We start from the raw sequence: 22,444 nt of genomic DNA, 5'->3' as shown, positions 1-22,444 counted from the left end.
TATTCATGGCAAAAAAAACGGCCTGAACAGGCCGTTTTTTAACGTTGCGTTTAAGCGAGGCTCTTACTGACCACCTCGAACACATCACTCGACAGCTCGCCGGACGCGCGAATGCGCTCCAGCTCGGCCTTCATCAAGGCCTGGCGCGCGCTGTCGTATTTGCGCCAGCGCGTCAGCGGCGCCAATTGCCGGGAAGCGATCTGCGGGTTGAAGCCGTTCAACTGGATCACCAGGTCCGCGAGGAAGCGATACCCCGAACCATCGGCCGCGTGGAAGTTGATCAGGTTCTGCCCGGCAAATGCGCCGATCAGCGCCCGCACCTTGTTCGGGTTCTTGAGGTTGAACGCCGGGTGCTGCATCAGTGCCTGCACCCGCGCCAGCCCGCCCGGCAAGGTGCTGGCGGCCTGTACGCTGAACCACTGGTCCATGACCAGTGGGTTGTCCTTGAAGTTTTCGGCGAACACCGCCAATACCTCAGCCTTTTGCGCTTCAAACGGCGAGTTCACCAGCACCGCCAGCGCGGTCAGGCGTTCGGTCATGTTGTCGCTGGTGTCGAACTGATCAAGGGTCGCGGCCAACACTTCGGGTTTACCGCTCAGCATCAGGTACGACAGCGCGATGTTCTGCAACGCACGCCGGGCAAAGTGCTCGGCTGCGGCGACATACGGCGTGTTCCTGGACAGTTCACGATTGGCCTGATAACGCAGCCACAGGCCTTCAAACAGGTTGTCGGCCAGCTGCTGACGCGCAAACTCACGGGCGGCGTGGATGGCATCGACGTCCGCCACTTCGCTGATTTCCGCCAGGTACGCTTCACCGGGCAACGAGAGCATTTCGGCGACCATGGCCTGATCCAGGCGCTCATCGCTCAACACCGTACGCAAGGCGTCGATCAGGCGCTGGTCGAGCTTGAGCGGTTGGCCGGCCTGATGCTGGCCGATCAGTTCCTGCAATACCTGCACCGACAGTTGCTGACCGGCATCCCAGCGGTTGAAGCCGTCGCTGTCATGCTGCATCAGGAACATCAGTTGATCGCGGTTGTACGGGAAGCTCAGTTTCACCGGCGCCGAGAAACCACGCAGCAGCGAAGGCAACGGCTGTTCAGCGATGTCGACGAAGGTGAAGGTCTGTTCAGCTTCGGTCACCGAAATGACCCTGGAAGTACCGACCGCCGCCGCTTCGCCAGCCAGGCACAAGGCAATCTCCCCGCCCTTGCCGTCCAGCAGCCCCAGCTCCACCGGAATCACAAACGGCAGTTTTTCCACCTTGTCCGGGGTGGCCGGGCAGCTTTGGCGGAAGGTCAGGCTGTAGGTCCTGGCCGCAGCGTCGTAGGACTCGCTCACCGCCAGACGCGGCGTACCGGCCTGGCTGTACCAGCGTTTGAACTGGCTGAGGTCGGCGCCGTTGGCGTCTTCCATGGCCTTGATGAAGTCGTCGCAGGTCACGGCCTGGCCGTCGTGGCGTTCGAAGTACAAGTCGCTGCCTTTACGGAAGCCTTCGGCACCGAGCAAGGTGTGGATCATGCCGACCACTTCCGAGCCCTTTTCGTACACGGTCAGGGTGTAGAAGTTGGAGATTTCGATAAAGCTGTCCGGGCGCACGGCGTGGGCCATGGGGCCGGCGTCTTCGGCGAACTGGTGGGTACGCAGGTACGCCACGTCCTGGATACGCTTGACCGTGGCCGAGTTCATGTCGGCGGAGAAGCCCGAGTCACGGAACACCGTGAAGCCTTCCTTGAGCGACAGTTGGAACCAATCGCGGCAGGTCACGCGGTTGCCCGACCAATTGTGGAAGTACTCGTGAGCGACGATGGCTTCGACCCGCTGGTGCGCGGCGTCGGTGGCGGTTTCGGCGCGGGCCAGCACAGCGCTGGAGTTGAAGATGTTGAGGCCCTTGTTCTCCATGGCGCCCATGTTGAAGTCGTTGACCGCCACGATCATGAAGATGTCGAGGTCGTACTCGCGGCCGTAGGTCTCTTCGTCCCAGCGCATGGATTTTTTCAGGCTGGTCATGGCGTGCTGGCACTTGTCGATGTTTTCCGGCTCGACGTAGATGCGCAGCGCCACGGTGCGGTTGGTCATGGTGGTGAAGGTGTCTTCAACGCACCACAAATCACCTGCCACCAGAGCGAACAGGTAGGCCGGTTTCTTGAACGGGTCTTCCCAGGTCGCCCAGTGGCGGCCGTCTTCGCCGGGGCCGCTGGCAATCGGGTTGCCGTTGGACAGCAGCACCGGGTAGCTGTGCTGTTCAGCGATTACCGTGGTGGTGAACGTGCTCATCACGTCCGGGCGGTCGAGGTAATAGGTGATCTTGCGGAAACCCTCGGCCTCGCACTGGGTGCAGAACATGCCGCCGGACTTGTACAGGCCTTCCAGGGCGGTGTTGGTTTCCGGGTGGATCTTGACCGTGGTGTCGAGGGTGAAGGTCTCACTCTGCGGGTGCACGGTCAGGTGGCTGTCGGTCAGTTGGTAGTCGTCGGCTGTGAGGGCCTGGTCCGCCAGGTTGACGCTCAACAGCTCCAACTGCTGGCCATCCAGCACCAGGGGCGGCAAGCCGGCGCCACGCTCAGGGTTGCGGCGCATCACCAGCTGCGCGTGGACCAGGCTGTGGTCCTCGAACAACTCGAAGGTCAGGTGCGTCTCGTCGATCAGGTAGTCCGGCGCCTGATAGTCCTTCAGGTAAATCATCTTCGGTTGTTCGGTGCGCATGGGTGGCATCCTTCTACTGATGCACGGCGAGCTGGTAGGCCGTGTACTTACGAATATTGATAACGCCGGTGTCGAAGATCAGGTATTGGCCCTTGATCCCCAGCAGCGTGCCTTCGGCAATCGGGTTCTTGTCCAGGTTGAAGCTGACGATCTTGGCCGGATACTGCTCCACCGGGTAGCGAATCTCAATCGGCTCGAGGTCGCTCACTGGTTGGATGGCCTGCAGGCCAAAGCGTTCCTGCAAACTCAGCAGGCCGTCTGCGCAGCTGGCGAACAGTTCATCGCGTACCTGCTTGAGGTCCACCGATTGTGCGTCGCCCTTGAGCAGCGCACGCCAGTTGGTTTTGTCGGCCACTTGGCTGCGGAACAGGTCTTCGACGAAGCCGGACTGTTGGCGCGTGGCGACGCGCATGATCGGCAGCGCCTGGCTTGCGCCCTGGTCCAGCCAGCGCGTCGGCAACTGCGTGGCGCGGGTGATGCCGACCTTGATGCCCGACGAGTTGGCCAGGTACACCACATGGTCGGTCATGCAGAACTGCTCGCCCCAGCCGGGATCACGGCAGGTGCCGGCGTCATAATGGCAACGCTCGGGGCTCATGATGCACAGGTCACACTGGGCCAGCTTGGTCATGCACGGGTAGCAGTAACCCTGGCTGAAGCTGGTCTTGGTTTTGCGGCCGCAATGGCTGCAATGGATGGCACCGAGATACTCCAGGCGCACATGGGTGCCGATCAACGGGTTGACCGGCACCTCGGTATCGCCCAGACGAAACGCGTATTGAACGGTCGGCTCACCGAGTTGCGCCGACATTTTGCTGACTGCACCGCGACCGATCTCAATCAATGGATCGCATCCGACTTGAACAGGATGTTCGGCACGGTGGTCGATTTGGACTGGCATTCCTGCGGGCCCATGTAGCCGGTGCGCTGGTCTTCCGGCAGGTTCTGGATTTCCCAGGCGATCACCGCTTGCAGCGACAGTTCGCGCTGCTCGGCGGTGAGCTTGCGGCCATCGGACCACTTGCCGATTTCCACGGCGAGCTTGAGGCTCTCGTAGATGTCCGGGGTGATGTTTTCGATCATTTCAGCAAAAGACGACATGTGAACAACCTCTTATAACGGTCGCTGGTTCAGCGAGAGCATGGGTGACGGGACCTGGCCCGTCAAAAGTCCTTGGAGAGCTTGACCTGGACAAGCTCCTTGTCGAGCAGGCGCCGGAAGATCTGCGGCGCGGCAAACGTATAGGCGGCAAAGGCCAGCCACAGCCAATTGATCATCTCGGCGATCTGCGGGTAACCCTGGGCCGTGAGCGTGATCACTGCTACACGGTAGACCACGAACATCAACAGCAGCAGTACCACCGCTCCGGTGGCGCTGCGCTCGTTCATCCAGCTATTGAAGCGCCACCAGGTCCCGAGGAACACATTGCTGCGCGCCTTGACGGCGGTGAGCAGGTGCAGCGCGGCGACGTTGCTGGCGTTTTCCTGCAAGGCCCAGATCGCATGGTCGCGGGCACCGTTGATGTCGCCTTCGCGCAACAACAGGTGGCCGAGCACTACCACGGCGCCGGCATTGGCCGGGTCGGCCTGCAAGGCCTGGCGGGCGAACTGATGCGCCTGGTCCCAGTGGCCGCTGGCGCGATGGAACTGCGCCATGGCGACCAGGTTTGCCGGATCATCCGGGCCCAGTTGCAAGGCTTTTTCCAACGGTTCGCGGCTCTGCGCCAGGCGACCGGTCAATTGGTACAGATCGGCCAGGCAGCGATAGTTGACGGGGTTGAGGGGTTCCATGTCCAGCAACTGGCTCACGTGGTCCTGGGCCAGTTTGAACTTGCGCTGGGCGATGGCCACCTGCGCGGCTGCATAGTGCGCCAGCGGCAGTTGCGCGTCAGCGGCAAGGGCCAGTTGCACTTCGCGCCTGGCGGCGTGCACCCGGCGCATGTTCATCAAGCAGATCGCCAGCAAGGCATGGGCCTCGGCAGAATGCGGATCGCTGGCGAGCAATTGGCGCAATGCATCGATCGCGCCATCGTTATGGTCAGCTTGCAGGCGCTGGTAAGCCAGGTGCAGCAGGTAGTCGGTATTCATCAGCTCACCACCAGATACCACAGGGTGTACGGCAGCCATTTGACGACCATGCCTTTAAGCACAAAGCCACCAATCAACGCCAAGGGAAAGCCAAAGCGGCTCAGTTCGCCGCCGTAGTACTGGTAAATCTCGATGGTCGCGTTCTGCTGCATGTACAACAGGTAGCCAATGGTCAGTTTCCACACCACCAGCACCAACAAGGCGTATTGGATTTGCGCCTGGGTCTGCAGGTAACCCGCGCCCACCAGTTGCAGCAACCCAAAGCCGATCACGATGCTGCCTACCAACGCCACGCCGGCCAGTATCCACTCACGCACCCGGGTCGGGCTGCCAACGGCAATCGAGTTGAACACGAACCACGGCAAGCCCAGCCAGGCACCGCCGAGCATCAGGCCGAGCAGCGGCCAGAATGGCGAGACCGCAAACTTGGCCAAAGCGCCCGGACGCGGTTCATCTTCGATGCGATACCCACCGTACTGCGCCATCAGCGACCCTTCCCGTGCTTGTCGAGGAACGCCAGCACTTCGTCGTACTGGTTGCCTTCATTGGCGTAGCGCGCGTAATTGCGCGCCGTGGTCAGCCATTCCAGGGTGGTGGCGCGCACTTCTTTCAAGGCCTGCTTGAAATGCCGGTCGCAAATGGATTGCTCGGCGCCACTGTCGATCGAGGCTTCGATGGCTTCATCGGCGGCGGTTTCTACCAGCTCGCTGAGGTCGGCACCGGAGAACCCTGAGGTGTTCTTGGCGAGGAAGGCAAAGTCGATATCGTCGGCCATGGGGCGACCTTTCATCATCGACTTGAGCATGCTTTCGCGCGCCGTGCGATCCGGTGGCGGCACGAACAGCACGCGGTCAAAGCGACCGGGGCGACGGAACGCCGAATCCACCGACCACGGCACGTTGGTCGCGGCGAGGATCAACACGCCATGGTTGTCATTGGTGAAGCCGTCCATCTCGGAGAGGAACTGGCTGACCAGCTTGGAGGAAGTCGACTCGCGGGTATTGGCGCGCTTGCCACCGAGGGCCTCGACTTCGTCAAAAAACATCACCGCCGGCGCCTGGGCCCGCGCCTGTTCGAACAGTGCGTGCAACTTGCGCTCGGACTCGCCGATGTACATGTCCAGTACGTCGGAAATCGCGATATTGAAAAACGTCGCCTTGCACTCCCCGGCCGTTGCGCGGGCCAGCATGGTCTTGCCGCACCCTGGCGGGCCGTACAGCAGCACGCCGCCGCCGACTTTCTTGCGAAAGCGCTGGAACAGACCGGGTTTCTGGTACGGCAGGATGATTTTTTTGTGGATGGTCTTTTTCAGCTCATCCAGGCCGCCGATGTCGTCGAAGGTCAGGGTTTCGTTCTCCGGCACCAGCAGGCGGACCACTTCGCTTTTGTCGGTGTCGTCGTTGGAGATCACCCGCAGTCGAGGACGCCCTTCGGCCCCCGGAAAGTCCACCACCGACACATTCAACTGGCGCCACAGCGCCATGTCTTCGAGTGCCGGGTTGGCGTCCACCGCGGCGCGGTATTCCACCTGGGCCTCTTTGAGACGTTCCAGCGCCGCCAGGGTGCGGGCCCGCAGCAGGCGCGCGACGGGGTCTTGACCTTCGATCAAGGGCAATGCGCGCTCAGCCTGCCCGTCGGCCAGCAACAGTCGAGCCGCCGCTGATTTCAATGCCTGGGCGTCGGCCAGTTTTTCGAAGCCTGGGGGCAGCAACTTGAGTCCGCGCGCATGCTCGCCCCGCTCAAGGCAGGCGCCGAGCAGTACGGTCAGCAGCGCGACGTTACCGGGAGCGGCAGACAGCGCGGCTTCCAGTTGGTCGAACGTCGAATCATCCATGGAGGTTCCTCAAAAGTGCATAGGCAACACGCAGGGGCTCACTTGAGCACCTCCGGCCGCTCGACATCGACCCACACGAATTTACGCGGGTCGAGGCGGGTTTCCTGGTCCAGTCGATACGCCACCAGCTTGCCATACAGCACGGCGCTGTAGTCCAGGCAGGCCAGGTTCGGGCGGATCGGCGCCGGTTTGCCGCTGCGCCAGTAGTGGCCGACGAACAGCAACGGTTCGTCGACGCCATAGCGCAGCAGGGAATTTTTTTGCGTCGGTGACAACGGTGTGCGCGCCACCGGTTCGGGCAGCGCGTCGGGTTGAAACACAATATCGCCGTAGGTTTTCGGGTCGTCTTCCCAGAACTTGGTGCGAAAGAACGAACGCGTCAGGCCATCGCCCCCGGTCAGCGTGAGGCCATCGGGCAGGCGCATATCGGTGCCGCGCAGCAGGCGGTCGAAGGCATTGCAGGCAAAGCTGCCCGGCACGGCGGCGGCTTGCAGGAAGTGCTGGTCGATGCAGCCATCCGGGAAGGTCGCGCGCAGTGGTGCGATAAAGCCGTCGTCCCAGCACGCGTGCACCACGCGAAAACGCCCGGCATCGACGAACAGCGGCATGTCGTAGAACCAGGCCAGAAAATCGTGCCAGTCGGCCGGGTGGTGTTCGAACTGCGTGAGGGTCTCGTGGATCAACCGCTCATGCCGTGGGGTGTGCTCACGCACGAACTGCCGGCCCCTGCCCGGCGGTGCCGGCGTGGCCCAGCCCAGCGCGTTGAACTCATGGTTACCCATGATGCACAGGGCCTGTCCGGCCTCGGCCATGTCGTGGACGATATGCAACGCCTCGCGGATGCGCGGACCACGGTCGATGATATCGCCGAGGAACACCGCCATGCGCGAGGGGTGGCGCCAGGTGCCGCCCTGTTTGTGGTAACCCATCTGGTCGAGCAAATGCTCGAGGGTGTGGGCGCAACCGTGCACGTCACCAATCAGGTCGTAGCTACGCGCGGGATCGAGCATCAGTCGCCTCCACCCCCCAAGCGGCTGCCCCAGCCCAACTTGGTGCGGCACACTTCATAGTAGTTATGGTCCAGCGGGTGGATCAGCCGCAGCTTCTGCGCCTTTTTGCTCACGGTGATGGTGTCACCGGGCGCGCAGGTGAAATGGTTCTGCCCATCGCAGGAGACTTGTGGGTAGATTTGCATGTCTTTGGACACCACGATTTTCAGCTCACTGTTGCCATCGACCACAATGGGCCGGCTGGACAACATATGGGGATACATCGGCACAATCACAATGGCATCGAGCTTGGGGTGCATGATCGGCCCGCCGGCCGACAGCGCGTAGGCGGTGGAACCGGTGGGCGTGGCGACGATCAGGCCGTCGGCCTTCTGGCTGCACACGAACTGGCCGTCGATGTACAGCTCGAACTCGATCATGCGCGTGGATTTGCCGGGGTGCAGCACCACATCGTTAAGCGCATCGCCCTGACCGATAGCTTCGCCGTGGCGACGCACTTCGGCTTGCAGCAGGAAGCGGTTTTCCACCAGGTAATGACCGTCGAGCACCTTGGCCACTTCGACTTCCAACTCATCGGGGCGGATATCCGTGAGAAACCCCAGGCTCCCCCGGTTGATCCCCAGCACCGGCACGTTATGCCGCGCCAGCGCCCGCGCGGCGCCGAGCAGGCTGCCGTCGCCCCCGACCACGATCACCATGTCGCACACCTCGCCGAGCATCTTGCGCGATGAGGTTTGCAGGCCGTGGCCAGGGAGAATTTCGGCGATGGTGTCTTCGAGGATCACATGCAGGTGGCGTTCCAGCAGGAATTTTTTCAGCCGGCGGACGGTGTCCAACACCTGGGTACTGCCCAGGCGACCGATAATGCCGATATTGCGAAATTGCTCCATGGGGCTCCTGCGGGATGTGGGGTGTGGCAAAAAAGAAACGATTATGGGCGAAAGGCCGCGTCAGGCAAAATCCTTTGTCATCGCCAAGCCCCGATGACAACGGTTCTCAGACACCTGCTCACAGCTTAAAAGGCTATGCTCGGACCATGATCGTATTCCCCGACCTGCAGACCTTACCCCGTCAATTACGACACCCCGAGGTGCGCGACCTTGCGTGGGTGATACTCGCCCCGCCGATGCTCGCACACACCCCGTGGCCCCAGCGTCACCCGCTGGCCGGCAGCGACTGGGTGCAGGCGCCCGAGCGGCTCGAACACTGGTTGCGGCAATTGGACCAGGACAGCCATGCCCTTCAGCACTGGCTCAGCCTGTCCCGCACCCGGCGCCTGGGCCTGTACTACGAGCGCCTGTGGCAGTTCGCGGTGCAACACGCACCGGGCGTGGAGCTGCTGGCCGCCAACCTGCCGATCCGCCGCGCCGGGCACACCCTGGGCGAACTCGACATGCTGCTGCGCGACCGCGATGGCGTGCACCACCTGGAACTGGCGATCAAACTCTATCTGGGCCCTCAAGCAGGCGATGGCCAGGACACCGCGCAGTGGCTGGGCCCTGGCTGCCATGACCGGCTGGACCGCAAACTGGCGCATCTGACGCAGCATCAACTGCCGATTTCGGCGCGCGCCGAGAGCCGCGAAGCACTGGCAACGCTGGGGATCGAGCACTTCGACGCGCATTTGTGGCTGGGCGGCTATTTGCTCTATCCCTGGCCGGGGCTGGCAGAATCACCTCGCGGCGCCCATCCGCAGCATTTGCGCGGACGCTGGTTGCACCAGCGCGACTGGCCGGAGTTTGTCGGCGCCGGCCAGCCCGGCCGCTGGCAGCCCCTGCCCCGGCATGCGTGGCTGGCGCCGGCGCATTACCCGGCCGACGAGGTGTGGAGCGAAGCACAGATGCGGCACTGGCTGGCCGACCTGGACCCGATGGCACCGGCGCAGTTGTTGGTGCGCATGGTTCAGAACGCTGAGGGCTGGGAAGAAGCCGAGCGCTTGTTTCTGGTGGCCGATCTTTGGCCCAATGTTCCGGGCAATGCCTGACCCCGCCACTCTGGGGCGGCGTTCTCACTGAGAAATATCTGCTGAGGCAACTTGAACCCCCTTAATTTGAGCAACGCCAGCGGCCCCGCATCCAACTCAGTGCGCAGGTGCCAGATCAGGTTCAGGCCATCGGGCGCCTTGAGTACCATGCGGTAGCGACTGTCAGCATCGTCCAGCGGCGTGACCCGGGCTTTCTCCAGCAAGCGAATCAGGCCCCAGGTGCCGGGGTAATCGCCGAATAACCGTTCGCCGGCCAGCACGCTGGTCCAGCTCAGGCTGACGCCGGGATAGTCACTACGCCCCGGCCAGTTGAAGCGCTGCCAGCTCTCCTTCTGATTGAAGTACTGGTGCTTGTCGCCGTTGAGGATGAAGGTGGTTTGCACCACATCGCGTACCGGTTTGCCCTGCAGTTCAAAACTCAGCCCCATACCGCCATCGGTGTAGAGCACGTCGGCCAAATCACTGAGCTGGTTAATGGCACTCAGAAATTGCGGGTTGAAGCGCAGCCCTTGGCTGTGGCGCGGGTCTGCCACCCAGCGGCTGCCCTCCTTGCGCAACACACCACTCAGTTGCCGCTGCAAAAACTGCTCGATGCGGCCGGAGTCTGCGCGGATCATCTGGCCCAGCATCGGCAAGGACGCATCGCTGGCAGTGGCGGTGAATGGGTAGCGGCTGGCGAAAGCATCATCCCAATGGCTGACGATCGAGCGTTGCCACTGGCTGTTGATGCCCGCCGCCGACGGTTGCAAAACGCGTTGCCAGGCGTGTTCCAGGGGTTGCACGAACAACGTTTGCGCCGCCCCGCCCCACTCGGCCCCCAGGCTGGCGGCCATCAGGCTGCCGTAAGCCTGAGTGTCGGTCAGGTCGATGCTGCGGCCTTGAAACACGGTTTGCGCCAGTGCCTGGGTCATCTCCAGCGGATCGGGCGCCGTGCTGATTTGCTGCAACTTCAAGCGCACCCGCGTCACACGGGTGAGGAAAGATTGGAGACTGAGGCCATCGGCGCCGCTCTTGCCCTCCGGGCCTTTGCCCAGCAGCGCCAGCAAGGGACCAAAAGTGGCGTCCAAGGGGCTGCCGGGCAGGTGGGCCAGTTGGTCGATCAATGGCGCGTTGTCCTGCCCGATCAGCTGTTGCGCGGACTTCACAAGCGAGTCGGCCAACGCTTCGGTGCGGGTACCCGCCTGAGCGTGATAGGCCACCGTGTTCATCAACGCAATCAGTGGGGATTGGCGCACGTCACTCATCAGCGTCAGTTGGTCAATCACTTCGGCGAGGCTGCCGGCCTGCTGCCAGCGCAGGCTGTTGAGCAGTTCCAGCCAGGCACTGGCGTAGTCCTGGAAATAGCGTTCGGTGAGCCGCTCGCGGAGCTGGTCCGGGCTCAAGCGGGTGTCGATGTCGCTGGGTTCGTCGCTAAGTACCCAGTCGATTTCCTCGCGGCGGGCCGCGGCGATCGCGTCGATGGCCTGACGCACCTGACCCTCCCACGCCTGGCGGGTGAAGACGCCCGGCACGCTGGCATCGGTGGAGAACAGGGCCAGTGCATCGGTGTCACCCACCAATTGGTGGAGGCCCAGATCGGCATAGTGATTGGCGGCGTCGTCGAGCAGTTGTTGGTACAGGCTGGCCTCGGCATTGCGTCGGCCCAACTGGCCGAGCAGCACCTGGCGGACCTGTGCCACCAGCCTGGGATCGGTCTCGATGCGCCAGGCGGGGTTTGCGCTCAGGTGTTCGCCGTAGAACTGCCACAGGTTGGGCGCCAGGATTTGCCAAAGCCCGGGTGATATACCTGTGCGCGAGGGCTCAACGTCACTCAGGGTCTTGACCAGGAGACCGGCATCGGCTTTTTCCGGGCGCGCCATCATCAGGTAAGCCTTGAGCTGGGCGTAGGCCTCTTGGGCACGTTCGGCACGCTCGGGGCTGTCCGGCGCCAGCTTGACCAGCGCGTTGAGCTGCTGGCGCAGCGTGGCGGCGGCCGGGTCGCGGATCAAGCGGTTGTTGGCATCGACATAACGTGGCCACAACGTTTCGAGCAGTGCTTGATTTTGGTTCAAGCCGAAGCGTTGGTACCACGGAGCGCCGCCCTGGACGCGATCGTCCAGGCGTGCCAGTTCGCGGACCAGTTCGTTGAGGGCACTCAATTGTTCGTCGCCAGTGCCCGGTTGCTGCAATGTCGCCAGTGCGGTTTGGACCTGCTTGATCAGCACACCATTACTCGCGAACGACAATAACAACCCCGCCCCCCACAGCATGGCCAGGCCCAGCGTCAGCGCGTAAACGACGCGCGGAACACCCCAGCCGAACCTGTGACGGCGCACACGATCGCCCAGCACGCCCTGCCAAACCGGGGTCACCACCCAATGGTTTTCCGTTTCATGGGGAGAACGCTGCACCGGCTGACTGAACCACACACCTCGTAACGGCACACCACAGGCAAACTGGCCGGTCAATGCCGAAAGCGTATGCCGCCAACGCGCAATGCCCTCCTCCTGCAAATCGCGGGACAGGCGTAGCAGGAAGTCATGGCTCATCACCGCGCTCATCTGCGCCAGCCCTTCACGCCGCAAAGGCTCCAGCAGCCGCGTCAAAGCGGTTTCCAGCTGCGCCGGCGTGAAGCGCGCTGACAACAGGCACCCCACCGGCTGCGACTTGCGGGGGGCCTGGGACCATGGACTGTCGCAGATTTGCCAGAGGTAGAGCGGCAATTGCCAGTTCAGGTGGCGGGCCAGGCCTTGCAATTGCCGCACGCCTTTGCCCATCGCAGCGTCATCGGCGGCCTGGGTTTTGTTCAGTGCCCAGACGACGCCGTCCAGCGCTCGCCAGCGGCTGAGGCCGGTCCATTGGTTTTCGAGTGGCTGATCCAGACTCGCTTGGGCACTGCCACCCCAGAGCAGTACGGTGCCTTGTGCTTCCAGCCAGTGTTGTTCGGCCAACGCGGGGGCGATCGCTTGAATTTCGGCGGGCTCGCCGATGACTAAAAGCAGGCGGACTCTGGAGCGCCAGAAGAAGCCGTAGCATTCGCGCAAATACTCAATCAACTCTGCCTGATATTTGCATCCATCGGGTTCGGCGGCGGGCGGTACCGTTAACGACCGAGCCCCCACGACCAACCTGCGTATCCCCTTCTGGATAATCTGCCATGAGACCAGCGCCATGCCGAAAAACACTGCCCATAGCAGAATGCCCCTTAACACGAGATCGCGTATCACGGCCCGACTGGGAAGTTCGGGCTCCATGAATAACCACCAGATCGCGGCGCCCGCTGCCACCAGTACCGCCAGGATCACAGCCAGTAATAGAGCTGTTTTGCCCCTGGATATTGTCGGAGATTCAATTTGTTGAGTCATCGGGTTCCATAACTCCAAGGGCCAGGGTGTGATGGGGGTCGTTTGCCAACCAGGCGCAAGGCACCTGATGCGCTTCGGCATACCAGGCCGCCAGGGTTTGCGCGACCATGGCCTGTAGACGATTCAAAGTGCCGAAGTTGGCGTCTTGCACATGCTGCTTGCAGTTCCAGCCAATGGCCGGCAGGTCAGCCACATCCGGCTGGGCGAACGACACGCACAGCGCAGCAGGCGTCGTCAGGTCACTCTGTTGCAAGGCTCGCTCAGCGACCGTGGTGAGCTGCTCGGTGTCGACCGAAAACCATTCACCTCGCGTAAAGCGCACGCCGCCCTGGGGGCCGAACAACCAGAGCAGCGCCGCTTCCCCGGCCGGCGAATGGCTTTCCTGCTCTGCCGGCGAGGATTGGCAACCGGCACACAGAATACGGGCCGTCGTCGCTGCGCCCTGCAATTGATCAATCACCGAATCGAGGCTACGAATGCCCTCCCACGTCTCGGGCAGTTCGGGTAGTTGAACCTGTGGCGTGCCCAGCGCGACTTGATGGGCGAATGCTTGCCAGGCCGCCTGCGAGCCCTGCCAGTAACAACGCAGCGGCTGAACGACGGCGTTTTCACCACGTTGTTCGTGCCACTGTTGAGCGAGCAAAATCGCCAAGTTGTGTTCGCGTTCTGCAACGTCACTTCCAAACACCTGACAAAGGTGCAGCGTTCGCCCTTGGGGTGTTTCCTGCGGCACCGGCGGCAGATGGTCTGAGCTGAACAGTCTCAGGCCGTTTTCTGCGTTCGTGCAGGCCGCGGATACCAGCACGGATTCGACCAATGCGATGGTCTGCCGATGGTCCTGCCACCACCCCTGGCGCACCTGTTCGACTGCCTCGTGATAGCTCTGCGCGTTATGCCGATTGAAGCGAAAAAATAAAACGCGCAACAACAGCGCGAGCACCCAGATCAGGAACACACCGGCCACACTGCCGATCGCCAATCGCGCTTCAATCATCGGTCGCAATGCCACGCTGATGCTGCCCGAAAAAACCAGCAAGGCCACGCCACTCGCCAGCCAGCGCGAATACAGGGGTGCTTGTACCAGCGGATAGGGGCCAAACTCAGGAGCGGGAATCAAAACGCCACCTCCGTGTCGGGCATTGAGCTGACCAGCGTGCACCCGCACTTGCATCGGTGGCCATGCAAGGCCGCCGGACGGCCGTCAATGTGCAGCAAGTCGCTGCCTTCGGCGATCTCGGTTCCACCGTGCAGGTTACAGCGCACGGCATCACCCAGGCAGGCTATGGGGCTCCCATCACACTCGTAATGCCCCTCCAGCACTTCGCCGCCATATTCCCGCAGTGTGTCGCCTTGACGGATAACCGATTTCATCACCATACCTCCCAATATTGGCCGTGCATTACTTCGAACATGATTGAGGCTCCGGCAACTGCAGCGGCGTTTTGATCGGGTATTCAGGGCTGCCGTAGGCGTAGCAGGAGGTGGTGACCTGGATGTCATCGCAGGGCAGGAAGTGAACGGTGAGGCCGCAGACTTTTTGGTTGGTGTAGTCGGGAACTGGGACTATTTTGGTGAGTTGGCGTTTTTGGGTCTCGATCTTTTCGACCCACGCCAAATACTTTGGCCAATCTCCAGTTCCGGGATATCCCTTCGAACTACCCGCCCCAGTCTCCCAATCAACACGCACCGTCATCCCCGGCTGCCAACGCGCCGGGGCGATATAACAGCAACCGCCTCCGCCGCCCTGATACGGGCCAATGATGTCGATACCTGAGCGACCATCGACACTGAATCGGTTGATCGCCCAGTGGGTGTGGTTGATCGCCTCAAGCGTGCCGGCCTGGGCGCTTTGTAACCAGGCGACACCAGCCAGACAGCAAAGAAAACCCACCCACACATTGCGTGAAAGAGAGGTGTGCATCGGTTTAATTCCTGGAGCGCTGCGTCTCGGAACAGAATCAGATCTGTGCATTGCTCACCTCGCGGAGCCTGGATCGGCATACCTCCCGCATTACTTCGAGCATGACTGAGGCTCCGGCAACTGCAGCGGCGTTTTGATCGGGTATTCGGGGCTGCCGTAGGCGTAGCAGGAGGTGGTGACCTGGATGTCATCGCAAGGCAGAAAGTGAACGGTGAGGCCGCAGACTTTTTGGTTGGTGTAGTCGGGGATGGGAACGTCTTTGCTGTGCTTTCGCGTGAGCCCATCATTTTTTTTAACCCAAGCCAGATACTTGGGTCTATCGGCAAACCCAGGAAAATCATCTGGATAGGCCACTCCAGTCTCCCAATCAACACGCACCGTCATCCCCAACTGCCAACGCGCCGGGGCGACATAACAGCAGCCGCCTCCGCCACCCTGATACGGGCCGATGATGTCGATACCTGAACGACCCTCGACACTGAATCGGTTGATCGCCCAGTGGGTGTGGTTGATCGCCTCAAGCGTGCCGGCCTGGGCGCTTTGTACCCAGGCGGCTCCAGCCAGACAGCAGAGCCAACTCACCCACACATTGCGTGAAAGAGAGGTGTGCATCGGTTTAATTCCGGGAGTGCTGCATCGCGGAACAGAATCAGATCTGTGCATTGCTCACCTCGCCGAGCCTGGATCGGCATACCTCCCGCATTACTTCGAGCATGACTGAGGCTCCGGCAACTGCAGCGGCGTTTTGATCGGGTATTCAGGGCTGCCGTAGGCGTAGCAGGAGGTGGTGACCTGGATGTCATCGCAAGGCAGAAAGTGAACGGTGAGGCCGCAGACTTTTTGGCCGGTGTAGTCGGGGACTGGGACCATTTTGGTGAGTTGGCGTTTTTGGGCTCTAACTTTCTTCGACCAAGCCTCGTATTTGCCTTCATCTGCAAACCCTGGAAATCCATCTGGATAGGCCACTCCAGTCTCCCAATCAACACGCACCGTCATACCCGGCTGCCAACGTGCCGGGGCGACGTAACAGCAGCCACCACCACCGCCCTGATACGGGCCGATGATGTCGATACCTGAACGACCCTCGACACTGAATCGGTTGATCGCCCAGTGGGTGTGGTTGACCGCCTCAAGCGTGCCGGCCTGGGCGCTTTGTACCCAGGCGGCTCCAGCCAGACAGCAGAGCCAACCCACCCACACGTTGCATGAAAGAGAGGTGTGCATCGGTTTAATTCCTGGAGTGCTGCATCGCAGAACAGAATCAGATCTGTGCATTGCTCACCTCGCGGAGCCTGGATCGGCATACCTCCCGCATTACTTCGAGCATGACTGAGGCTCCGGCAACTGCAGCGGCGTTTTGATCGGGTATTCGGGGCTGCCGTAGGCGTAGCAGGAGGTGGTGACCTGGATGTCATCGCAAGGCAGAAAGTGAACGGTGAGGCCGCAGACTTTTTGGCCGGTGTAGTCGGGAACTGGGACTATTTTGGTGAGTTGGCGTTTTTGGGCCTCCATCTTGGCAAGCCAAGCAAGGTATTTGGGGCGATCAGCAAATCCCGGAAAGCCTTTCGAACCTGCTACTCCTGTTTCCCAATCCACACGCACCGTGAGGCCAGACTTCCAGCGCGATGGTGCGACATAACAGCAGCCCCCCCCACCGCCCTGATACGGACCGATGATGTCGATACCTGAGCGACCCTCGACACTGAATCGGTTGATCGCCCAATGGGTGTGGTTGATCGCCTCAAGCGTACCGGCCTGGGCGCTTTGTACCTCGGCGGCCCCAGCCAGACAGCAGAGAAAACCCACCCACGCATTGCATGAAAGAGAGGTGTACATCGGTTTAATTCCTGGAGTGCTGCATCGCGGAGCAGAATCAGATCTGTACATTGCTCACCTCGCCGAGCCTGGACGGGCATACCTCCCGCATTACTTCGAACATGACTGAGGCTCCGGCAACTGCAGCGGCGTTTTGATCGGGTATTCAGGACTGCCGTAGGCGTAGCAGGAGGTGGTGACCTGGATGTCATCGCAAGGCAGAAAGTGAACGGTGAGGCCGCAGACTTTTTGGCCGGTGTAGTCGGGGACTGGGACCATTTTGGTGAGTTGGCGTTTTTGGGCATCGATTTTGTCCAGCCACGCGTCGTACTTAACCTCATCACTAAGGCCAGGATTGTCATAGGAGTAAGCCACCCCAGTCTCCCAATCAACACGCACCGTCATACCCGGCTGCCAACGCGCCGGGGCGACGTAACAGCAGCCGCCACCACCACCCTGATACGGGCCAATGATGTCGATTCCTGAGCGACCCTCGACACTGAATCGGTTGATCGCCCAATGGGTGTGGTTGATCGCCTCAAGCGTACCGGCCTGGGCGCTTTGTACCTCGGCGGCCCCAGCCAGACAGCAGAGAAAACCCACCCACACATTGCGTGAAAGAGAGGTGTGCATCGGTTTAATTCCGGGAGTGCTGCATCGCGGAGCAGAATCAAATCTGTGCATTGCTCACCTCGTTGAGGCTGGAGTAGTTCATCGGCATACCTCCCGCATTACTTCGAACATGATTGAGGCTCCGGCAACTGCAGCGGCGTTTTGATCGGGTATTCAGGACTGCCGTAGGCGTAGCAGGAGGTGGTGACCTGGATGTCATCGCAGGGCAGAAAGTGAACGGTGAGGCCGCAGACTTTTTGGCCGGTGTAGTCGGGGACTGGGACTATTTTGGTGAGTTGGCGTTTTTGGGCTTTAATTTTCTTTTCCCAAGCTAAAAACTTCGGCCAATCACCTATGCCCGGAAAATCTTCTGAACTACCCGCCCCAGTCTCCCAATCAACACGCACCGTCATCCCCGACTGCCAACGCGCCGGGGCGACATAACAGCAACCGCCCCCACCGCCCTGATACGGGCCAATGATGTCGATACCTGAGCGACCCTCGACACTGAATCGGTTGATCGCCCAATGGGTGTGGTTGATCGCCTCAAGCGTACCGGCCTGGGCGCTTTGTACCCAAGCGGCTCCAGCCAGACAGCAGAGCCAACCCACCCATACATTGCGTGAAAGAGAGGTGTGCATCGGTTTAATTCCGGAAGCGCTGCATCGCAGAACAGAATCAGATCTGTGCATTGCTCACCTCGCCGAGCCTGGCGTAATAGGCCGCCCAGTGCGCATCGATGGCCTTGTGAGCCTCAGCCAAACAGTGGGCTTCCATGACCGGGGGTGAAGTTGCAATGACCGCATTCGAGGCAGGTAACGCTGTGATGTCGGCGAGCATCGTCGCTTGGGTTTCGGGATTGAGCGCGAGCTCTCTTCTGCTGGCTTCACCGAAGAACACCATGCGCTCACGGAAATAGCTGCCCATCGGCTCACGGCCCAATGAATAAAGAAACCAGGCGCGGGAGTCGTGGACCTGGTCATCAAACAGCGCACGCAACAGCTCCACCGGTTCATTGGGGTTGGCGGTTTTGTGTACGCGACCATAGGCGTCGGCAGTCAGCCGATTGCGGTAACCAGCGGGCGGCGCAAACAGTTGGTCGACCCTGGCCTGCCCTGCCGCTTTCATTTGCCGGCACTCAACGCGGGCGTCGGCGGTGATGATGCGCAGCACCACCAAGGGCGGCGTGTTCGCCGGTAACACTCGACTCAGGCTGGAGGCCAGGTGATCGGGGTCGCGGTAGGCTGCACCAAACTCCTCGGCGGCCTCGCGCAATTGGGTTTGCCCCATGTCGGCATCGAAGTCCTTGACCCCGGGTTCCAGTGGCCTTTTCGGCGTGCGGCCTTCGCGCTCGATAGCGAGTTGCTGGCGACGGCGTTTTTCGACGGCAGCCTGATTTTGATTGCGTTGGGTCCTGGCTTTTTCACGAGCCACCGTATCGGCTTCGGTATCGCTTGCCTGGAGGTAGAACGGAGTCTGTTTGAGGCTGGCAAGAGCGTAGCGATTGATGCGCCAGGCGGTGATCCAGCCTAACTGGGTCCGTGCGGCTTGTTCCAAGGTGTTGGTGGACGGGAGCGGCTGGTAGCGTTCTATTTGTCCTGTGGGTAGCGGATGATTAACCGGGGGAAGCCCCAGAGTGAGTTGGCGCCAGGCATTGAAGCGGGTAGCCAAGCTTGAAGAAACACCAAACTCTACCTCCACACTTGTTTCCATTGCTCGCCAAAGTTCATGACGCTGCGCTATTGGCAGGGAACCTGGCGGTACTTTCAACGGGGCACCATGTACGAATGCATCGGCATATACATCATGTAGCGCGATTTGTGAGAGCAGCAGACGATCATCCCTACCAACAGCCTTCCCCTGATCCCCCGGCGGATACCCTCCCCCCAAATCCGAATGCACCCCTGGATAAATCACCTCCACACTATTCACCGGGTAAGCACCACTCTCGCGCCGTATCGACTCCAGCGGAAAACACAGTCGCTGCTCAAACGCCGCCGTCAGGTGCAGGCAGCGCTTGACCAGCCCACCACCGGGCAGTTCCTGATTGCCATCGGCCCAGCTCATATGCCCATCCGCCCCCGGCAGGATGTCGGCGATGCCCACCGAGGCCACGGTGTCCAACAACCCCAGGTATTCCACGCTCAGGGGTAGTTCCAGATCACCCAGTTTCAAGTTCGGGCGGTAACGCATCAATGTACTCAACCAACTGACAAACGCCCGCGCTGCGGCTGCCCCCCTGGAAAAACCGTAGACATACACCTTCAGACCCAACAGTTTTGAAGAGCCCGGATTCGGTTGCGCCAAGGCCAGGCGCAACGGCTGTTCGATCAACTTGAGTTGCTTGTTGAACACCGTCGCCCGGTTGGCCTGGCCCTTGATGGATTCCAGCCCTGGCAACGTGCCCATGGCCTGGACCGCTGCCCTCAGGCTCATGTTGTCCTGTCGCGGCAGGCCCAGCGTGCGCCGCAGGGCATCGATCAGCATCAGCAGGGCCCAATTGATCCGCTCTTCGCCAAACCAGGCCCCGGCCAGCCCGGCAGTGGTGTAGTTGAGGTCGCCCACCTCCGCAAACGGTGTGCCGACGCCAGGCATGTAGTACTTGAAGTACTGGCCGTTGCCGGTGCCTGGCGCGTCGGTCAACCGCTGGGCTCTGTCGTTGTGCCCGGTCCCACCGGCATGACCCGCTCCGACGGTGGCCCGAAACAGCCGGGCGATGTTCGTCGGATGCGCTGTCGCAGATTCGTACAGGTCGTTGTTCAGGTTATTGCCGGTACCGTCGAAGAACAGGCTGACGTGCAAGGTCTTGCAGCACGGTGGCGTTACCCGGCGACCGGCGGCCAGACACAGTGCATCGTGATAACCCCGCTCCTGCTCGCACTGGCGCAGGATATTTTGCTGAACCTGCCCAACCCGACGGGGCAGACGCCCCTCCAGAGGAAACGGTGGCGGGTAGCAGACACTGGCATGTTTCATTTCGGACATGACTGAGGCTCCGGCAACTGCAGAGGGGTTTTGATCGGGTATTCGGGACTGCCGTAGGCGTAGCAGGAGGTGGTGACCTGGATGTCATCGCAGGGCAGGAAGTGAACGGTGAGGCCGCAGACTTTCTGGCCTGTGTAGTCGGGAACAGGGACTATTTTGGTGAGTTGGCGTTTTTGGGAGTCGATCTTTTCGATCCACGCATAGTATTTTTCCCGATCCGCGAAGCCTGGAAATCCAGCTGAACTACCCGCCCCACTCTCCCAATCAACACGCACCGTCATCCCCGGCCGCCAACGCGCCGGGGCGACATAACAGCAGCCGCCCCCACCACCCTGATACGGGCCAATGATGTCGATGCCTGAGCGGCCATCGACACTGAATCGGTTGATCGCCCAGTGGGTGTGATTGATCGCCTCGAGCGTGCTGGCCAAACCGTTTTGCGCACACAAAGCGCCCGCCAGAGCACCGAGCATGGCAAGGCGAGGTCTGCCGTCCCTGGATCTGTACATACCGTTCATGTCCTGTCTTCGCTGGGGTGTGGCGCGCAAAGGGTGCGCAGCCTGTCGAGGGTGTGGGCTTGACGCTCAGGCGCCAGCAACAACCCCACATGGGTGGCGTCGAGCATGGCGGCGTAGCACGCTTGAAAGTGCTGCTCGGCGCTCCACTCAGGCGGCAGTGCCTCGGCCAGGCTCACCATGGCTGTCGTGGCGTCACTGGCGCAGCACAGCGTTTCCAGTTGTTTATCGCTGAGTTCAATCGGTGCAAGGTCCTGCGGCAGCTCCAGCGCATCGGCCCTCCCCTTGAGCTGCCTGGGAATGCCGTCGCGATCCAGCCAACTCCAGAACACAGCAGGGCACAGCAACCGGTGTTGCTGCTCGGGTTCAAGTACATGGCTGAACAGCAACGGGAAGACACGCGGGTCGTAATAACGCAGCAAGCCCAGGTGCCCGCCATTGCGCACTTCCAGGCATTGCCCCAGGTGTTCGGCCAATTCCTGGAAAGGCCAGAAGGAGGCCAGCACCAGCAGCTGGGAGCGCCCCTTCAGCGCTTGCGCCAGCCCGATAAGCCACTGGCGTTGCCGGGGTTGCGCCAGGTCGACACGCACCAGCAACGGCGCCAGCTCGCTGGCGGCGGCCTCAGGCAAGCCGGTAAATAACGAGTACCAAGGCAGTGCAGGCTCCACGCCAAGTACGCTGGGCAATAAAGGAGACTCGCTGCCGGCCTGATCGATGATGATATCCAGGCAGGTGACGGACACTTCTGCGCAGGAGACTTCCAGCAGCTCTACCCAGGTATCGCAAGGAGCCGCACTCATGCTTGCACCTCCCTGGGAACGAAGCCTTGTCCGGTTGCCTGCGCCTTCCTCAGGCATTCCTTGCAAACCGAGCCGGGCAACTCCGGCAACGGAAATTGTTCACTGGTCCCTGGATTCAACCGATGTTTGCCCTTGAGGCTGAGCAAACCCGGGCCATGAATATGGATATCGCCTTGCGGCGTAAGCCGGATATAGGCACCGCCACAGCCCAGGGTGATGCCATTTTTGGCCGTCAGTTGCAGATGGCCCTGTACCGACTGTTGAGTGATGTCCTGTTGGGCAATCAGTTTCATCACGTCGCCGTGGGATTCGATCTCCAGGGGGCCCTTGCCGGAAACCAGGCGCATGCCTTCTTGCTGGGCCAATAGGGAGATGGCTTCGTTTGCATGGACCGACAGGCGCTGGGCGGCGGCCAGGTTGATCTCATCGCTGCTTTGCACGTACAGCGACTTGCCGCTTTTGAGCAGCATACTGGCCGGTGTCACCGCACCAATGCCCTCGGGCGCACTGAGCAGCATGGCCGAGGCGCTGAGGTCCTTGGCACTGTCCTGAAACTGCTGCAAACCCTCGATTGCCGGCTGACGACTATGGTGAGCCTGGGCGATTTCCTGCCAGTCGGCGATTTGCTGCTTTGCATCTGCCACCCCCCCTGAGGCAGGTGCCATGGCCAGCATGTTATCCGACGCCATCGCCTGCTCATCGGCACTGATAAACAAACCCTTGCCACCACGAATCGCTCCCCAACCATCGGTACGCAGCTCGAAACCTTCACCACGCTTTTCGCGCCCGGCATCCACCAGATGCCCAAGATTGAGCTGGCTCTTGCCAC

At 61.3% G+C, this 22,444-nt stretch carries 22 protein-coding genes; 1 reads left to right on the top strand and 21 read right to left on the bottom strand.

All coding sequences use genetic code 11. From position 1 onward, the window contains the following. Positions 1-50: 50 nt before the first annotated feature. The 8 genes from pepN to KZX66_RS23965 form a co-directional block, all read right to left on the bottom strand. On the bottom strand, positions 51-2,708 hold the full coding sequence (gene pepN, locus KZX66_RS24000; RefSeq protein WP_248083717.1) for an aminopeptidase N: 2,658 nt from the start codon (positions 2,706-2,708) through the stop codon (positions 51-53). 13 nt (positions 2,709-2,721) lie between these two features. Continuing rightward, positions 2,722-3,552 carry a DUF2797 domain-containing protein gene (locus tag KZX66_RS23995; protein ID WP_248083716.1) on the bottom strand — a complete coding sequence of 277 codons (831 nt, stop codon included), beginning with the start codon at positions 3,550-3,552 and terminating at the stop codon, positions 2,722-2,724. Next, entirely contained in the window at positions 3,549-3,809 is a 261-nt protein-coding gene (locus KZX66_RS23990) for a DUF1315 family protein (protein WP_017528545.1), read from the bottom strand. The genes KZX66_RS23995 and KZX66_RS23990 overlap by 4 nt, the downstream gene beginning before the upstream one ends. Before the next feature lie 62 nt (positions 3,810-3,871). Next, positions 3,872-4,795, bottom strand: a complete 924-nt coding sequence (locus KZX66_RS23985; protein WP_248083715.1) for a tetratricopeptide repeat protein — start codon at positions 4,793-4,795, stop codon at positions 3,872-3,874. After that, on the bottom strand, positions 4,795-5,280 hold the full coding sequence (locus tag KZX66_RS23980; protein WP_248083714.1) for a hypothetical protein: 486 nt from the start codon (positions 5,278-5,280) through the stop codon (positions 4,795-4,797). The genes KZX66_RS23985 and KZX66_RS23980 overlap by 1 nt, the downstream gene beginning before the upstream one ends. Continuing rightward, positions 5,280-6,629, bottom strand: a complete 1,350-nt coding sequence (locus KZX66_RS23975; protein ID WP_248083713.1) for an AAA family ATPase — start codon at positions 6,627-6,629, stop codon at positions 5,280-5,282. The genes KZX66_RS23980 and KZX66_RS23975 overlap by 1 nt, the downstream gene beginning before the upstream one ends. Before the next feature lie 38 nt (positions 6,630-6,667). After that, positions 6,668-7,639 carry a metallophosphoesterase gene (locus tag KZX66_RS23970; RefSeq protein WP_248083712.1) on the bottom strand — a complete coding sequence of 324 codons (972 nt, stop codon included), beginning with the start codon at positions 7,637-7,639 and terminating at the stop codon, positions 6,668-6,670. Further along, positions 7,639-8,529, bottom strand: coding sequence for an NAD(+) kinase (locus KZX66_RS23965; RefSeq protein ID WP_003217892.1), 891 nt, complete (start codon positions 8,527-8,529; stop codon positions 7,639-7,641). Before KZX66_RS23965 ends, KZX66_RS23970 begins: the two co-directional genes overlap by 1 nt. Before the next feature lie 146 nt (positions 8,530-8,675). Between KZX66_RS23965 and KZX66_RS23960 the strand changes: the two genes are divergently transcribed. After that, on the top strand, positions 8,676-9,623 hold the full coding sequence (locus KZX66_RS23960; protein ID WP_248083711.1) for a DUF1853 family protein: 948 nt from the start codon (positions 8,676-8,678) through the stop codon (positions 9,621-9,623). Here the strand turns inward: KZX66_RS23960 and KZX66_RS23955 are convergent. The 13 genes from KZX66_RS23955 to KZX66_RS23895 form a co-directional block, all read right to left on the bottom strand. Further along, the gene (locus KZX66_RS23955; RefSeq protein ID WP_248083710.1) at positions 9,542-12,856 is read right to left on the bottom strand and encodes an ImcF-related family protein; all 3,315 of its coding nucleotides are present in this window, start codon (positions 12,854-12,856) and stop codon (positions 9,542-9,544) included. The two genes, KZX66_RS23960 and KZX66_RS23955, sit on opposite strands and share 82 nt — an antisense overlap. A gap of 94 nt (positions 12,857-12,950) precedes the next feature. After that, positions 12,951-14,084, bottom strand: coding sequence for a hypothetical protein (locus KZX66_RS23950; RefSeq protein ID WP_248083709.1), 1,134 nt, complete (start codon positions 14,082-14,084; stop codon positions 12,951-12,953). Next, positions 14,081-14,338: a PAAR domain-containing protein gene (locus KZX66_RS23945; protein WP_248083708.1), complete on the bottom strand. Its 258-nt coding sequence runs from the start codon at positions 14,336-14,338 to the stop codon at positions 14,081-14,083. Before KZX66_RS23945 ends, KZX66_RS23950 begins: the two co-directional genes overlap by 4 nt. A gap of 28 nt (positions 14,339-14,366) precedes the next feature. Continuing rightward, positions 14,367-14,888, bottom strand: a complete 522-nt coding sequence (locus KZX66_RS23940; protein WP_282446052.1) for a DUF3304 domain-containing protein — start codon at positions 14,886-14,888, stop codon at positions 14,367-14,369. 90 nt (positions 14,889-14,978) lie between these two features. Next, the gene (locus KZX66_RS23935; protein ID WP_248083707.1) at positions 14,979-15,500 is read right to left on the bottom strand and encodes a DUF3304 domain-containing protein; all 522 of its coding nucleotides are present in this window, start codon (positions 15,498-15,500) and stop codon (positions 14,979-14,981) included. 90 nt (positions 15,501-15,590) lie between these two features. Further along, on the bottom strand, positions 15,591-16,112 hold the full coding sequence (locus tag KZX66_RS23930) for a DUF3304 domain-containing protein (protein ID WP_248083706.1): 522 nt from the start codon (positions 16,110-16,112) through the stop codon (positions 15,591-15,593). A 90-nt stretch (positions 16,113-16,202) separates the two neighbouring features. Then, positions 16,203-16,724: a DUF3304 domain-containing protein gene (locus tag KZX66_RS23925; RefSeq protein WP_282446051.1), complete on the bottom strand. Its 522-nt coding sequence runs from the start codon at positions 16,722-16,724 to the stop codon at positions 16,203-16,205. 90 nt (positions 16,725-16,814) lie between these two features. Further along, positions 16,815-17,336 carry a DUF3304 domain-containing protein gene (locus tag KZX66_RS23920; protein WP_282446050.1) on the bottom strand — a complete coding sequence of 174 codons (522 nt, stop codon included), beginning with the start codon at positions 17,334-17,336 and terminating at the stop codon, positions 16,815-16,817. A 98-nt stretch (positions 17,337-17,434) separates the two neighbouring features. Beyond that, positions 17,435-17,956, bottom strand: coding sequence for a DUF3304 domain-containing protein (locus tag KZX66_RS23915; RefSeq protein WP_248083705.1), 522 nt, complete (start codon positions 17,954-17,956; stop codon positions 17,435-17,437). Positions 17,957-17,993: 37 nt separating this feature from the next. After that, positions 17,994-20,300 carry a DUF2235 domain-containing protein gene (locus KZX66_RS23910; RefSeq protein WP_248083704.1) on the bottom strand — a complete coding sequence of 769 codons (2,307 nt, stop codon included), beginning with the start codon at positions 20,298-20,300 and terminating at the stop codon, positions 17,994-17,996. After that, positions 20,288-20,773, bottom strand: coding sequence for a DUF3304 domain-containing protein (locus tag KZX66_RS23905; RefSeq protein WP_248083777.1), 486 nt, complete (start codon positions 20,771-20,773; stop codon positions 20,288-20,290). The genes KZX66_RS23910 and KZX66_RS23905 overlap by 13 nt, the downstream gene beginning before the upstream one ends. Before the next feature lie 41 nt (positions 20,774-20,814). Then, positions 20,815-21,615 (bottom strand): DUF4123 domain-containing protein, encoded by an 801-nt coding sequence (locus tag KZX66_RS23900; protein WP_248083703.1) that lies wholly within the window; start codon positions 21,613-21,615, stop codon positions 20,815-20,817. Continuing rightward, on the bottom strand, positions 21,612-22,444 hold an 833-nt coding region (locus tag KZX66_RS23895), incomplete at its 5' end, for a type VI secretion system Vgr family protein (RefSeq protein WP_248083702.1). The genes KZX66_RS23900 and KZX66_RS23895, both read right to left, overlap by 4 nt.

The organism is Pseudomonas sp. EYE_354 (assembly GCF_023148575.1).
In the GTDB taxonomy this organism is placed as follows: Bacteria; Pseudomonadota; Gammaproteobacteria; order Pseudomonadales; family Pseudomonadaceae; genus Aquipseudomonas.
The sequence above is the reverse complement of the archived record's forward strand: the minus strand, read 5'-3'. Positions and strand labels throughout refer to the sequence as shown.